Consider the following 14046-nt stretch of genomic DNA (forward strand, 5'->3'; position numbering starts at 1 on the left):
CCGACCGCTTGATCCCCCTCTTTCCCCCCCATGAATGCTATGTCGAAGTCTTCGCCGGCGGTGCCGCGTTGTTCTTCATGCGTCCCCAGCCCGCCCCCGTGGAGGTGTTGAATGATCTCAACGGTGACCTAGTTACCCTGTACCGCGTTGTGCAGAACCACTTGGAGGAATTCGTGTGCCAGTTCAAATGGGCGCTCAGTTCTCGGCAGCTCTTCGAATGGCAGAAGATGACGCGTCCAGAAACCCTGACCGATATCCAGCGTGCTGCCCGGTTCTTCTACCTCCAGCAGCATGCTTTCGGTGGAAAGATCACAGGGCAAACGTTCGTTACTGCCACCACTGGGCCGGCCATCAACCTGCTGCGCATCGAGGAGAACCTTTCCGCCGCGTGGCAGCGCCTCGCCGGCACATACGTCGAGAATCTGCCCTGGCTCGACTGCGCCGAGCGATACGATCGAGCGCACACGTTCTTCTACATGGACCCGCCTTACTGGCAAACCGCCGGATACGGCGTGGACTTCCCTTTCACGGAATACAGGCGCATGGCGGACTTCATGCGGGTCTGCAAGGGCAAAGTGATGGTCAGCATTAACGACCACCCGGACATCCGGCGAGCATTTGATGGCTTTCACTTCGAATCTCTGGATATTCGCTATACCAACACAAACCAGCGACAGGCTAAGGCAGAGGTTACGGGAGAACTGGTAATAATGAACTGGCAGCCTTCAGTATTGGAGCAACTTTTCTAGTTCTAGTAATTGAAGCCATCGCACAACCTCGATGCAGAAGATAATAAACAATTTAAAAGTCGACATACTTTCTCCAAGATGAGCGCAAGCACTCAGCGGCTGTGCGAGATGGCTTCGATTCCACGTTGGGGGCGAATTTAATCTGAGTTTTTTTAGTCTTGTCAATAGTTGTTTTTCGGAGGGGGTGAGGTGTGGTCTCCCATTTCGAAGCCCATGAGCCGTATGTTGCGTGCGCTTTTGCGTTTTTGCGCAAAAGCGCTTTTGTTCTTTTGGACGTTGATCGAAGTGTAGATTTCTACATTTGTAGATTTATTTATTTCTTTATTTAAGATTTCTTTAGCTAAACTTTCGCTTGTGGTTGGGGCGGTTCGGTAACTTTAGCCGCTAAAAATGCTGTCCCCGGCGCTGGCTGAGATCGTTTCAACTCGAAGGTGATATCAGTCCAGCCCTTTGGTTACGGGCATCGCTTACCTCCTTGCGTACGGCGTGCCACTCAAATCACTCAGTTCCGCCGGATGTGCGGCCAAGGTGCTGCGTTGTACATGAATCCCCGTCGGTGTCGGCGTTGCCCGGACCAGGACCTTGGCGAAGCTCGCCAACCACACCGCAAAGCGTATGCAGACGCAGACCGGTGGGGTCGTCGACATTACTGACTTCTTTAAGCGTGACTGGGTGCTTCGTAACACAAAGGTGAAAGAGGTGTGGGGCACCGGCAGGCAGATGACAGTGCATCTGGAGTCCATGGGGATCCGCACGAAGATGGATCTGGCCAAGGCAGATCCGAGGATGTTGCGTGACAAGTTCAGCGTGGTAGTGGAGAAGACGGCGCGAAAACTCACGGGCCCGCATTGCCTTGAACTGGACGAGACAGATCCACCGAAGCAGGCGATCTGATGCAGCCGGATGTTTGGCAAACGCCTGACGGAGCTGACTCCGACTAAACAGGCAGTGGCCACCTACACGGGGCGGGCGGCCGAGAAGCTGCGTGCCCAAGGTTCGGTGTGCAAGCGCATACGAATTTCGATTCCACTGGCATGTTCAACCCCTACGAGCTGCACTTCCCTAAGGGTGCCCTGGTCGAATTGCTATATCCCACCAACGACACCTTGCTCTTGAGCAAGGCGGCAACGGAGGCTGTAGAGAGAATCTACCAGGCCGGATATCGGTACAGCAAAGCTCAGATCTTACTGGTTGATCTGCGGCAGCCTAGTGAGTTCGCCGACGACCTGTTCCCGGTGACGCAGCCAGTTGCTTGTACTCGGCTGATGTCTACGCTCGATGAGATCAACGACCGGTATGGCAGGGGGACTGTGCGGACCGGGAGCGTTCCTAGCATCCCTTATTGGGGAATGCGCCGGGAAATGGTGAGTCAGTCTTACACGACGCCAGTTGACCACTTTTGGGCCGTTTATGCTAAGTAACGTGTGTTCTGACTGAGGCAAAATGGTTTGAGTCAGCCACCGCTAGTGGTCCAGCCAAGCTTACTAGCTGCTTCGCCAACCCTTGCGAGCAGGCGCCTAATTTGTGGTTTCCACGAGGGCGCCTGTTGGGCTTCTCCCCGCTACAATTCTGTTGCACATGGAGCTAGTCGATTAGCTTGCTATCAATTATCGCTGTATGACTTGTCTTCAGCGAGAGGCTGAAGCGATAGCGCTGTAGACACAGGCATGGCAAATGGCTAGCTTTGGGTCAAAAACCAACAAGGTGAGCTGTCCATGGACATCGTAGGATCGCGCTGGTGGAAATTCGACTTCCACAACCATACCCCTGCATCAATGGATTATGGTAAAGGAAATATTGGATTAAAGTCGATATCGCCTGAAGAGTGGTTGTCGGCTTATATTGAAAAGGGCATTGAATGTGTTGCTGTAACCGACCATAACTCAGGCGAGTGGGTTGATAGATTAAAGGAAGCAGCTGCTGATCTGCGAGCCAAAGGGGAAGTTATTCATGTCTTCCCGGGAGTAGAGATAACGGCAAACGGAAACGTTCACATATTAGGTATATTCGATCCGGAAAAGAACACGCAGTTCATAAATGGTGTAGTAGGGGCGGTCCACTATCGTGCAACCTATGGCGATAGTGACGGCGTTGCTGAAGATAGTGCAGAAAAAGTTGTTGAAGAGATAATTAAGTGTGGGGGCGTTGCAATACCTGCTCACATCGATATGCCGGCTGGTCTCGGAGGGGTGCAGTCAGCGGCTACAATAGCACAGGTTTGTAATAAGTCATCGGCTATAGAAATAGTTTTTCCTCAAGATCGTCCTGGTGTTGATAACTCGGCCCTCCATCGATATCGCAATTTGAATTTAGAGTTACCAGAGATTGTCGGTTCTGATGCTCACACACCGACCGCTGTGGGACGCTCATTTACTTGGGTGAAAATGTCGGAGCCTTCAATAGTTGGGCTTCGGCTTGCTTTGCTTGATGGGAATTCCTCTATTCGTCGCTCAGATACCTTTGAGGGTGATCCAAATCGGGCTTCGGAATCCCAGCTTATAGAAGTTAAGGTGAAGGATGCCAAGTACTGCGGGCGAGGTAAAGAGTTTGTGGTACGGTTTAATCCTTGGCTTAATTCGATTATCGGAGGTCGCGGGAGTGGGAAATCATCGCTGCTAGAATTCATTCGGATCGCGACGGGTAGATCCAAGGATTTATTGGACCTGCCAGTAGGGAATGAGGTCCGAGATAGCTTCACGCGTTTTGCTCGTAAATCTTTGTCTCGAGATGATTACGGAGTGCTTCTAGATACAACTGCTATAGAGATGCTGTATAAAAAGCAAAACACTCTTTATAAACTTGAGTGGCGGAACGGTGAAGAAATAAAAATATTCCGTGATGACGAGTTGGTTGGTTGGGTGGGGGAAGTAGGTGATCCGATAAGTCGCTTTCCGGTTAAAATATTCAGCCAGAGGCAGATTTTTGACATTGCAAAGAATCCAAATTCGCTGCTTCGTTTGATCGATGAGTCATCTGAGGTCGATCAGTTAGCATGGAGGATGCAGTGGGAAGAGGAAGAGAATCTTTTCCTGCGCCTAAATCAGGAAAAGCGAGAGCTTCTAGCGAAAGTTTCACATAAAGATACTCTGACAGGCCAGCTCGCAGACGTAGACCAAAAAATTCAAGCGATTGAGTCGTCCGGGCATAGAAATATTCTTACCAAATATCAGCGGACCGGTGATGATCAGCGTCTGGTGAATGGGAAGGTCGAAGATTTTCAAAGCCATCTGAGTGATATGTATTTGGCTGTTGAGTCGTATAACTTTTCATCAATAGCGTCCGGGGAGTTGAAGACACCTTCGCCTGCTAATGTTGAGGCGGTTCAAAAAATCAATGAGCTTGCTGAAGTCATGCAAGCGGCAAAACGAAATGTAATGAATTTGATTCATGAAGCTAGAAGCAAAGTGGGCCAGTTGCAGGAATGGCTACAATCATCAAAATTTGCGTCAGATAACGAAACCGTCGTTCGGGAATACCAGGCTTTGGTCGAGGAGTTGGATAGGAAAGGCGTACAAAATCCTGCTATCTATGAACAGCTTGTTTCGCAGCGCGCAGCGTTGAGGAAGTCTTTAGAAGCCTTGATTGTAGTGGAAGGAAAAGTGAATGAGTTGCACTCTGCTGCGCTGCAGTCGTATGAACGACTGAAAGGATTGAGAAAAAATCTTAGTAGGCGCCGTCTAGAATTCATAAATAAGTATGTCAAGTCAAGTGCATCGATTGAGTTAGTTCTGGATCCATTTGTTGATGAGAATAGGATAGATCAGGATTTCCGTAAGGTTATATCCAAGTTAGACTCGACTTTCGTTGGGGAGCTGTACGACCCTGAAAAAGGTAGTGGGTGTCTTTATGATCTGCATGCTGTGTTGCAGGGTGTGGGACGGGATGAGTTGGATTTTGATAGTTTACTTGAAAATCGATTGGCGAAATTGCATGAATTCAAGTCCGCTTTTGTAAATCTTCCAAAAAAAGGAAAGATATATTCCGCTACGCCTGGAAAAAGGTTTTTGGACTTTGTAGCTGGGCTTCCCCGTGAAGTAATGAATAACGTGGTCTCATGGTTTCCTGAGGATAAATTAATTGTAAAGTACTATGATGGTAAGCGTTTTAAAGACATAGCTCAGGGTTCGGCTGGTCAAAAAGCGGCCACCGTTTTGTCCTTCTTGCTATCCTATGGGGATGAGCCACTTGTTCTAGACCAGCCAGAAGATGATCTTGATAACGGGTTGATAACTTCCTTGATTGTATCGAAATTGCAAGATAATAAGTCGGAGCGGCAGTTAGTAGTTGTCACGCATAATCCAAATATAGTTGTGAATGGTGACTCTGAATATGTCATCGCCCTTCAAGATCGTGGGCAAATCGAAGTTACTGCTTCAGGTGGGTTGCAGGATATGCATGTACGTAAAAACGTATGTGAAATTATGGAGGGTGGGGAAATAGCCCTTCAGCAGCGCTACCGAAGGATGGTGAATTTGGGAGGTAATTGAAACAGCTTTGTCTACAAGCTGAGACGATGTATCCCTATAGGCTACGGACAACGCGTTTGGCTGCTAAATACTGCGATGCTCAGCTAGAGCCACGATGAGCATTGCTTAGACAGTCATACGCTGAGTTTGGGGAAACGTAGGTGCCTGGCAGCACAGTTTTTGAGCGTGTTGGTACAAAAATGGTACGTTAACAGTGCAGTAGCGCTGGAGGTCAAGAAATTCGGGAGTCGGACACAGAGTATGCCCAATCCATCATGGGGGCAACGCTGAAGCGGCGGGACGGCTCAATGCGTTGTTTGTTCAGGTCTTGATGCATCTAAGTCACGTGTCTGAATGACCAGGCGCACCGCGCCAGGCCAAGTGGTACTCGAGGAGGCGCATAGTCTATCAACCCAAGCAATCCCGCGTCCGGTTTTGGCCGATGGGGGGCTTTCAGCTGGGCTCTAAACCATCCAGCCCGACCTCGCTACAAAACCCGTCAAATGCCATACCGCTTGTTACCCCCTGAGGTAATGCAGTACCGACCACCGCGGGGCCCGATACAAACACGGCCAGAAGAGCAGGGGCACGACATACCATACGCAGGTCCGGCGTTGCGAGCAGGCTGCGGAACCGCCCGCTGCCTTTTTTGCGTGGTATTGGCAAAGCAATTTGCTGTGGTGCACAGGTTCTTGAACGAAAGCCAACGCGGAGCCTGGCCATCGAGGCTGATGCGACCCCAATCCGCGCGCCGTTCGTAAACTCGCACAGTGTCACCCCGTTTAAGGCTGCCAACCACCGTGCCGCCTGGACTCGCGCGCAGGTTCAGCTTGTCAGCGTTTACAAAATGCTCAAGTGTTGAAGATGAGGGTTTTTGCCCCACACCTGGCGACTCGGCCGCAAGGGTGCTCACTGGCGTGGGGCTAATCGGCTTCTCAACTTCAGACGGGCTCTTTTTTCCGGTTGCCCAGACCACGACGAAGAGCACCACGATTGGCAGCAGCCATAACTGTCTTTTATCGCGCATATCCCTTGCACCTATTCAGTAAGCAACGCAGGTACCGCAGCCATCCCCTTCAAAGTGTAGTCAGCAACCGCTGCAGATTCTGATATTCCCACCCTGACAGCAACGCAATCGGATCAATACGGGCACCCGGGTCGAACGCCCAGCACTTGCCATCCGGGCTCACACATAACTCGCAATACTCAGGCTCGCCGTTGTTGGCGCAGATGCGCATCTTCCAGCCATCGACATCCACTACGTAATGCAAGCAATCCAATTGTTCTGAAACCTGGCCACGAACAATTGTCATCGTCCGGCGCCCGAAAAGCGCTTCCCGCAGCACTTGGCAGGCCTCGCGCGCAGTGAGCGGATTGGGCACCGCTTCATCCCATTCTTCCAGGTTCATCTCTGCACCGAGCCTCCTAATGAGCCGCCGCCAATAGTATCCTGCTTTACCAAGTGCCAGTCCTTCACCGCGCTTGACTGCGAATTCGCTGAACGACCCACCCAACCGCCCACTCAGATGGCTCACCCGCTGACCCAACCCAGGCCGCCCTCATGCACCCCCAAGTAAGACCCGCCACCCTCGCCGACACCCAGCCAATCGCAACCCTCCACCGCGAGGCCTTCACACGCCAGATGGGCTCCGAAACCTGGGTACACGCCACATTGTCCGCCGCACCGCGAATGCTGGCGTTCGTGTTGGAATTGGAAGGCGAAATCGCCGGCTATATCTTCTGGGCCCAGAAGTCCGGCATTCGCCCCGAGGCCACGCTGGAACTCGATCAAATAGCGGTGGCCGGCCGGCATCGCGGGCGCGGCTTTGGCGAGCATCTGATCAGGGCGTCACTGGCCTTAGTTACCGAAGCGTTGAGCAGCCAGGGCCAACGTATAAAGTCAGTCCTTGTCTCAACCCGTGCCGACAACGCTGCCCAGCAGCTTTACGCGAAAGTGCTGGGCGCAAAGGTGGTGGCCAGTATCGACGGCCTGTATTCGGCCACGGAAGTGATCATGTTGGCCACCTTGAATCAGGTACCCGACGAGCAGGCCGATTAGTGCCAAAGCCGGCTTATTTCAACGGCACATAAACATCCGTCTCCCACCGCTCTGCCGGTGTTTCGGGATACACACTCAGGTATTCGAATACCAGCGGATGGTCGCGTAGCTCTTCTCCGCTGGCGGGCAGCCAGTCCCGGTACACCGGGTAGATCGTTTCGCCAATGCAGTCCAGCGAGCCGACGTGGCGGATCACCGCACACCGTCCTGCCGGTATCACCCGCGCTTGCACGCCATACGTGTTGGCCTGCAAGGCATCGCGCATCTCGCCGCACACGGCGAAGCGAAAATCCTCGGCGGGGGTGGTGTCGGGGTTGTCGTAGGGGATGCCGAACGTGCGGCAGCTGGCGACGGGCGATTGGCCGGTCTGCATTCGCCACTGGCGAAAGCGCGCCACGGTTTCGCCCACGCGGTTGGGCGCCCCGTGGTGGTCCAGCGCGGCAACGCGGGTTTCAGGGAAGTTCACGATACGGATCTGCATGCTGATACGCCTGGCAAGGTGGGGAACCACGAACACCGCACTCCAGGCCTTCCAGTTGGGCGCCTTGGCAAAGGCGCTAGGGGGCATGCCGAAGGCGCGCCTGAACGCCCTGGAAAACGCCTCGGGGCTTTCGAAGCCCGCACCGAGCGCGGCCTGCACGACCGAGACCTGTGGTGACGCCGCCAGCTGATGTGCCGCGCGGCGCAGCCGGGTGAGCTGGACGTAGCGCGATACCGGCACGCCCATGAACCCGCTGAACTGTCGGTGAAAGTGATACGCCGAAAAATTCGCAAGGCGGCTCAGCGTTTCGACCGAGAGGTCACCGTCGAGGTGGCCATCAATGTGGGCGAGTACGGCATCAAACCGTTTCGCGTACTTGGCGAGCAGTTTCTGGTCGGTCAACGATGGGGTCTCTGAACGTTGCGGTATGCCTATCATTCCCGCTTCAGCGGGTGCGTTGCCTAGCCGTAGTTGCTCTGTCGGCAATAGTGTTCACTAGGCAGTGACTGCGCCTTTAAAACTGATATCGTAATGATGTCAGTGCTACGCAACCTTTTGCGCAATGCAGCGGTCGGAGTATGCACTGATTGCGTCTCGCAACCGCAGATGCTGCGTTATGTAACCGCTGCAATGTGCCATGCAAGCCAGGGATTCGGCATTCTTCGTCTTCCTCCGAGTATCAACCCATGCTTCATCTATTTCGTAACCGCCATGAGCTTCAGGTCCTCAGGCAACTGGCTGCCGCGCTGCCTTCCTCCTCCAGGGCCGAGGCTGGCCAAGGCTCGGCCAGCTGGGCAGACGTGCAAAGTGAATGGACTTCACGCGAACTGAAAGCGGCAGAGCGGGACAACCGTATTGCCGAACTGGAGCGCGAGCTGGAGTCTGCGCGCCAGTTGCTGGCCGAAGCCGATGCCAGTGCCCGTGCTTCGGAAACCCGCTTCGACTTGGTCAACCGCGCCTCCAGCGAAGGCCTGTGGGACATGGAAGTGGTGGCTGGCGACCCAGTCAACCCACGTAACCGCTTCTGGTGGTCGCAGCAATTCAGGGAGATGCTGGGCTTTCGCGACGAGCGCGATTTCCCCAACGTGCTGGCCAGCTGGGCCGACCGGCTGCACCCGGATGACCGGGCCGCCACCCTGGATGCGTTTGCCCGCCACCTGAACGACAAGTCGGGCATGACACCGTACCGGGTGCGCAACCGCCTGGCCATGAAGGACGGCAGTTACCGCTGGTTCTTCGCCCAGGGCGAAACTCTGCGTGACAGCCGGGGCGTGCCGCTGCGGGTTGCCGGGGCGTTGCGGGACATCCATGACGAGCTGCAGCGCGAGCAGGAACATGATGTGATCATCACCCGTTTCGAGCTGGCACGGGAGATGTTGTCCGATGGCTTGTGGGACATGGAAGTGATCGCGGGTGACCCGGTCAACCCGAACAACCCGTTCTGGTGGTCGCCGCAGTTCCGCCGCCTGCTGGGCTTCGAAACGGTGGAGGAATTCCCTGACGTGCTGGACAGCTGGGCCTCGCGCCTGCATCCGGAAGACAAGGCCTACAGCCTGGAAGCGTTCCAGGCCCACCTGAACGACCGCTCCGGCAAGACCCCCTTCGACATCGAGTACCGGTTGAAGATGAAAAGCGGCGAATACCGCTGGTTCCGCGCACGCGGGCAGACCAAGCGCGATGCCCACGGTGCGCCACTGCGGGTGGTAGGGGCGCTGGTGGACGTGGACCTGGAGCACCAGCAAAGCGCCATGCGCGATACCGAAGCGGCCCACCAGCGCACGCTGGAAGCGAACATCGTCAAGCTGACGCAGATTGTCGGCACCATCCAGAGCATTGCCAGCCAGACCAACCTGCTGGCACTGAACGCGGCCATTGAAGCGGCCCGTGCAGGCGAGGCGGGCAGGGGCTTTGCGGTGGTGGCGGATGAAGTGCGCAAGCTGGCCACGCGCACCACCGAGGCCACCGAGCAAGCGGCTGACATGATGCGCACCTGAACCCTGGGCGATCGGGAAGAGTAGGCAGGGGTCGCATTTTATATATAATGCGACTCACTCCCAATTAGCCCCTGTCTGGTCATGACCAAGTCTTCCCCTGATGCCGAACTGATCAGTGCGCTGGCCCTGCATTATGACGACCTGGTCGCCTATATCCGCAGGCGCTTTCACGGCAGCCAGTTCGCCCGAGACGTCGTGCATGACGTGTGCCTGCAATTGCTGGAGAAACCGCCGCAACAGGCGGTCAAGCTGCCATTCGCGTTTCTGCGCCGCACATCCTTCAACCGCGCCATCGACCGCCGGCGCGCGGACAACACGCGTCTGGCGTACTTCGAACCCACCGACTCGGTACCCGACTGCCACGTGCATGAACTTGATGGCGCCGCAGCGCTGGACTTCGAGCAACAGTTGGAAGCACTGCTGGCGATCATCGACGCGTTGCCAGCGCGTGCCCGGCAGGTGTTCCTGCTGCATCGGATTCATGACATGCCGCAACGGGAGATCGCGTGTGAATTGGGGATCTCGGTGAACATGGTTACCCAGCACTTTGCCCGGGCCATGCGCAGCATTGCCCAGCGCTGGGAGCCTGCGCGGCAGGCATTGGCGGGGCGTGGCTGAGCCATGGCACAGCCCCGTCGGCCCGACCCGGGCGACCCACTTACGGCCTTCGAACGTGCAGTGCGCGAACGGGTGCCTTCGCGTGAGGCATTGCTGGCTGAAGCCAAGGCGCAGACCGCCCGGCAGCGCACACGCAAGAAAGTGCTGGGCGCCACGGTTTCGGTGCTGTGCCTGGCAGTCACGTTATGGATGTTGGACCCGGCTTGGCGTACGGATGACCTGCGCACCGGTTATGCCCAGCGCCAGCGCCTGCAGTTGCCCGACGGCAGCCACGCGGTGCTCAACAGCGCCACCCACCTGCGCATCGAACACCGCTTGCGTAGCCGCCAGTTTGAACTGCTGGAAGGGGAGGCCGCCTTCACCGTTGCGCACGGTGCCAGGCCGTTCATCGTCCGCAGCCAAGGGGTGACGGTGCGGGATATTGGCACCGTATTCAACGTGCGCAGCGACGCCCGCGGTGTCGCGGTTGCGGTGCTGGAAGGCGCGGTGGAGGTTTCAACCGCTTCGGTTGCGCCACAACGCCTGGAGGGCGGCCAGCAGGTGCTGGCGAGCAATCAACGCCTCGGGCGTGTCACAGCACGTGCGCCATCGCAAGCCAGTGCCTGGCAGCAAGGCAAACTGCGCTTTGATGGCACACCGCTGCACGAGGTGCTGGCCGATATCCGTCGTTACCGCCAGGCGCCGGTCAACCTGGCAGACCCGCGTTTGGCACACCTGCGTGTGTCTGGGGAGTTTGACACGGCGGCCATCGAATCGCTGATTGACCTGCTGCCGGCGATTCTGCCCGTGATAGTGACCCGCTCCGGTAACGGCACCGTTACAGTGAGCGGCCGATAGCGCTGTCGCCGGGGCGGTTATCAGAAGCTAACGATAATTTTTCGCATCGCACCTCAACATTGCGCTACTTTCATCCGCCACTGCCAATGAACGTCACTTTTGATCGCGTCATTGGGGAGCTGCATGAACAACCACACATCACCGCGCCGTATCCATGTCGGCCGCCTGTCGGCACTGACGGCAAGCCTGCTGCTGGCCTCCAGCCTGCAGGCCCAGGAAGCCCAGTACAACGTGAATGTACCTGCCCAGCAACTGGACCAGGCGCTCAACGTCCTGGCCCGCCAGACGGGCAGCCGCATCCTGTTCGCCACCGATACCGCTGCGGGCCGGCAGGCACCTTCGCTGGCTGGCCATTTGAGCGTGGAGCAGGCGCTGCAACGGCTGTTGCAGGGTTCGAGCCTGAGAGTGGAGAAGACGGCGGAGGGCAGCTACGTGATCGCCGAACAGGTCACTGCCGACAATGCGCTGACCCTCGGGGCCATCACCATTCAGGGGCAGGGGATGGGTGAGGCGACCGAAAACAGCAAGTCCTACACGGCAGGCCTGGTCAGCGTGGGTTCGAAAACGCCCACCAGCCTGAAGGACACCCCCCAGGCTGTTTCCATCATCAGCCAACAGATGATCGAGGACCAGCGCATCACCACGCTGCCCGAAGCCATGAAGCGTACCCCGGGCATCACCGTGCGCAACAACAGTTACAGTTCGCAGCAGTTCTATTCCCGGGGTTTCGGTATTGACAACGTGCAGATCGACGGCACGTCACCGATGGACATTGGCACCGGGCTAGGCACCTTCTACAGTGAGCGGCTGTACGACATGGCGCCCTATGACCACGTTGAGGTATTACGCGGTGCAAGTGGGCTGTTGGGCGGCACCGGGGACCCGGGTGGCATCGTCAACCTGGTGCGCAAGCGGCCAATGGCCAGCTACCAGCTGAAACTGAACACTTCCGCAGGCTCCTGGGACAACTATCGCAGCGAAGTGGACCTCACCGGCCCTCTGGGCCTGGACGGCAAGCTGCGCGGCCGGGTAGTGGCGGCCTACACCGACCGCCAATACTTCATGGACAAACGCAGCACTGAAAAGCCGTTCCTGTACGGCATTCTGGAAGCGGACGTTACCGATGACACGATGCTGACGGTGGGTGGCAGCTACGACAAGGTCAAGGACAATGGTACCGGGGACGGCCTGCCGCGCTACAGCACGGGTGGCGACCTGAAACTGCCGCGCAGCACCTGGTTCACCTCCAACCGGGCATGGTCGGACAGCTACACCCGGGAGTGGTTTGCCAAGATCGACCACAGCTTCAACCCGGACTGGAAGCTCAACGCGTCCTACACCCACTCGTATAACAGCGCCAACGTTGAAGGTATAAACCCTTACGGCTCAGTAGACGAAACCACCAACACCGGCACGTATTGGTGGGGCAGCTACGTTTCAAGCTGGAGCAACCAGTCCGTATTCGACATCAACCTTTCGGGCACCTTCGACGCCTTTGGCCGCCAGCACGAATTGCTGCTGGGCGCCGACTACCAGAAGGTGACCAGTCGCTGGCGCGCTGCCATGGGTGTCAACGGTAAAGGCGGGTTGATCGACCTGTGGAACCCTGGTGCCACGCCCTTGCCGGAGTTGGGCTCCAACCGGAGCTTCTGGCGGGACTACAACCCCAATACGCGAGAGCAGTACGGCGCCTATACCACGCTGCGCCTGCAGTTGACCGACCCGCTGAAACTCGTGGCCGGCGCCCGCGCCCAGCGTTACACGTTCGAGCAGGCCTATAGCCTGCGCAACAATGACGGCACCGGGCCGTGGCAAGAGCAGGACCGGGTCACCGACCGCGAAGCGACCACGCTGGTGCCCTATGGTGGGCTGATCTATGCGTTGGACGAACAGTGGTCTGCTTATGCCAGTTACTCGGAAGTGTTCAAGCCGCAGTCGCAGAAAATGCAAGGCCCCGAGGCCTCGCCATCACCCCTTGAGGCAATGACCGGTAAAACCTATGAAACCGGCCTCAAAGGAGAGCTGTTCCAGGGCGCGCTCAATGTCAGTGCAGCGCTGTTCTACACCACCCGTGAGCACCAGGCGGCCACCGACCCGGCATACCCTAACCCACCCTTCAGCTACAGCAGCTCATGTTGCTTCCTGGCGCAGGACAAGGTCATCAGCAAAGGCATCGACCTGGAGGCGACCGGCGAGATCATGCCGGGGTGGGACATCATGGCGGGGTATACCTACAACATGATCCGCAACAGCAGCGAAGAGACGCTGTCGAGCACGGTAACGCCCCGTCATTTGTTGAAACTGTGGAGCGTCTTCAACTTCAAGGGGGCGCTGGAGGGCTGGCGCGTGGGGGGTGGGGTAACGGCCATGAGCCCCACTTACGTCACCGGTAAAGCCTACCGATTCGATGGCAACGGCAATGTGACAGACAGCAATGATTATAATTTCAGCCAGAGCGGTTATGCGGTCTACGATGCGATGATTGAATACGATATTGATAATCATTGGACGGTTGCGCTAAACGGCAACAATTTGTTTGATCGCCGTTATTACGCGAGTGTCGGCACTTCTGAGTATGGAAATTACTATGGCGAGCCGCGCAACGTTGTGCTGACGCTGCGTGGCACCTTCTGGTAAGCGGCATTGCTGCGCCGGACGCCTGCCTGAACCGCAGGCGTTTTTTATATGCGTCAACGATGTGGCGCCATTTTTTTCATTAAAGTCATCGGCCAGTGGAACGCTTGGCGCCGGGGTGGGGTCAGTGTCTTGGCAATTGGCCATTAGTTACGTTCAAGGGCGTACTGATCGTCCTGGCTTTTGAGTTGATGAAAAATATCGCACG

General features: G+C 56.5%; 9 protein-coding genes and 3 pseudogenes. 9 read left to right on the forward strand and 3 right to left on the reverse strand.

What is annotated here, in order from left to right:
- From APH25_RS22545 to APH25_RS25225, 3 genes and pseudogenes are all read left to right on the forward strand, one after another.
- The coding region (locus APH25_RS22545) for a DNA adenine methylase (protein WP_156333259.1) at window positions 1-749 on the forward strand (749 nt) is incomplete at its 5' end.
- Between the two features lie 546 nt (window positions 750-1295).
- A pseudogene (locus APH25_RS22550) lies at window positions 1296-2170 on the forward strand (DUF4113 domain-containing protein); the annotation flags it as partial.
- A gap of 294 nt (window positions 2171-2464) precedes the next feature.
- Window positions 2465-5236: a TrlF family AAA-like ATPase gene (locus APH25_RS25225; RefSeq protein WP_082428414.1), complete on the forward strand. Its 2772-nt coding sequence runs from the start codon at window positions 2465-2467 to the stop codon at window positions 5234-5236.
- A 478-nt stretch (window positions 5237-5714) separates the two neighbouring features.
- Here APH25_RS25225 and APH25_RS25230 read toward each other — a convergent pair whose 3' ends face one another.
- Both APH25_RS25230 and APH25_RS22560 read right to left on the reverse strand, forming a co-directional pair.
- Window positions 5715-6242: an SH3 domain-containing protein gene (locus APH25_RS25230; RefSeq protein WP_082428415.1), complete on the reverse strand. Its 528-nt coding sequence runs from the start codon at window positions 6240-6242 to the stop codon at window positions 5715-5717.
- Window positions 6243-6291: 49 nt separating this feature from the next.
- The gene (locus APH25_RS22560) at window positions 6292-6624 is read right to left on the reverse strand and encodes a hypothetical protein (RefSeq protein ID WP_060483464.1); all 333 of its coding nucleotides are present in this window, start codon (window positions 6622-6624) and stop codon (window positions 6292-6294) included.
- Window positions 6625-6776: 152 nt separating this feature from the next.
- Here APH25_RS22560 and APH25_RS22565 point away from each other — a divergent pair, with 152 nt between their 5' ends.
- Window positions 6777-7274 (forward strand): GNAT family N-acetyltransferase, encoded by a 498-nt coding sequence (locus APH25_RS22565; protein WP_060483465.1) that lies wholly within the window; start codon window positions 6777-6779, stop codon window positions 7272-7274.
- 13 nt (window positions 7275-7287) lie between these two features.
- On the opposite strand, the gene APH25_RS22570 is transcribed toward APH25_RS22565, so the two are convergent.
- Window positions 7288-8193, reverse strand: a complete 906-nt coding sequence (locus APH25_RS22570; RefSeq protein WP_082428416.1) for an AraC family transcriptional regulator — start codon at window positions 8191-8193, stop codon at window positions 7288-7290.
- 542 nt (window positions 8194-8735) lie between these two features.
- Between APH25_RS22570 and APH25_RS26340 the strand changes: the two are divergent.
- The 5 genes and pseudogenes from APH25_RS26340 to APH25_RS22590 form a co-directional block, all read left to right on the forward strand.
- Window positions 8736-9467: pseudogene (locus APH25_RS26340) on the forward strand (PAS domain-containing protein); the annotation flags it as partial.
- A gap of 54 nt (window positions 9468-9521) precedes the next feature.
- A pseudogene (locus APH25_RS26345) lies at window positions 9522-9725 on the forward strand (methyl-accepting chemotaxis protein); the annotation flags it as partial.
- A gap of 105 nt (window positions 9726-9830) precedes the next feature.
- Window positions 9831-10367, forward strand: a complete 537-nt coding sequence (locus APH25_RS22580) for an RNA polymerase sigma factor (RefSeq protein ID WP_060483468.1) — start codon at window positions 9831-9833, stop codon at window positions 10365-10367.
- Window positions 10368-10370: 3 nt separating this feature from the next.
- Window positions 10371-11204, forward strand: coding sequence for a FecR family protein (locus tag APH25_RS22585; protein WP_060483469.1), 834 nt, complete (start codon window positions 10371-10373; stop codon window positions 11202-11204).
- 123 nt (window positions 11205-11327) lie between these two features.
- Window positions 11328-13841 (forward strand): TonB-dependent siderophore receptor, encoded by a 2514-nt coding sequence (locus tag APH25_RS22590; RefSeq protein WP_060483470.1) that lies wholly within the window; start codon window positions 11328-11330, stop codon window positions 13839-13841.
- Window positions 13842-14046 lie beyond the last annotated feature (205 nt).

This window comes from Pseudomonas sp. NBRC 111119 (genome assembly GCF_001320125.1).
Taxonomy (GTDB): domain Bacteria; phylum Pseudomonadota; class Gammaproteobacteria; order Pseudomonadales; family Pseudomonadaceae; genus Aquipseudomonas; species Aquipseudomonas parafulva.

Excerpts from the sequence above, each read along its gene's own strand:
- APH25_RS25230 (WP_082428415.1), bottom strand. The coding sequence starts at position 6,242 with ATGCGCGATAAAAGACAGTTATGGCTGCTGCCAATCGTGGTGCTCTTC.
- APH25_RS25225 (WP_082428414.1), top strand. The coding sequence starts at position 2,465 with ATGGACATCGTAGGATCGCGCTGGTGGAAATTCGACTTCCACAACCAT.
- APH25_RS22560 (WP_060483464.1), bottom strand. The coding sequence starts at position 6,624 with ATGAACCTGGAAGAATGGGATGAAGCGGTGCCCAATCCGCTCACTGCG.
- APH25_RS22570 (WP_082428416.1), bottom strand. The coding sequence starts at position 8,193 with ATGATAGGCATACCGCAACGTTCAGAGACCCCATCGTTGACCGACCAG.
- APH25_RS22590 (WP_060483470.1), top strand. The coding sequence starts at position 11,328 with ATGAACAACCACACATCACCGCGCCGTATCCATGTCGGCCGCCTGTCG.
- APH25_RS22580 (WP_060483468.1), top strand. The coding sequence starts at position 9,831 with ATGACCAAGTCTTCCCCTGATGCCGAACTGATCAGTGCGCTGGCCCTG.
- APH25_RS22565 (WP_060483465.1), top strand. The coding sequence starts at position 6,777 with ATGCACCCCCAAGTAAGACCCGCCACCCTCGCCGACACCCAGCCAATC.
- APH25_RS22585 (WP_060483469.1), top strand. The coding sequence starts at position 10,371 with ATGGCACAGCCCCGTCGGCCCGACCCGGGCGACCCACTTACGGCCTTC.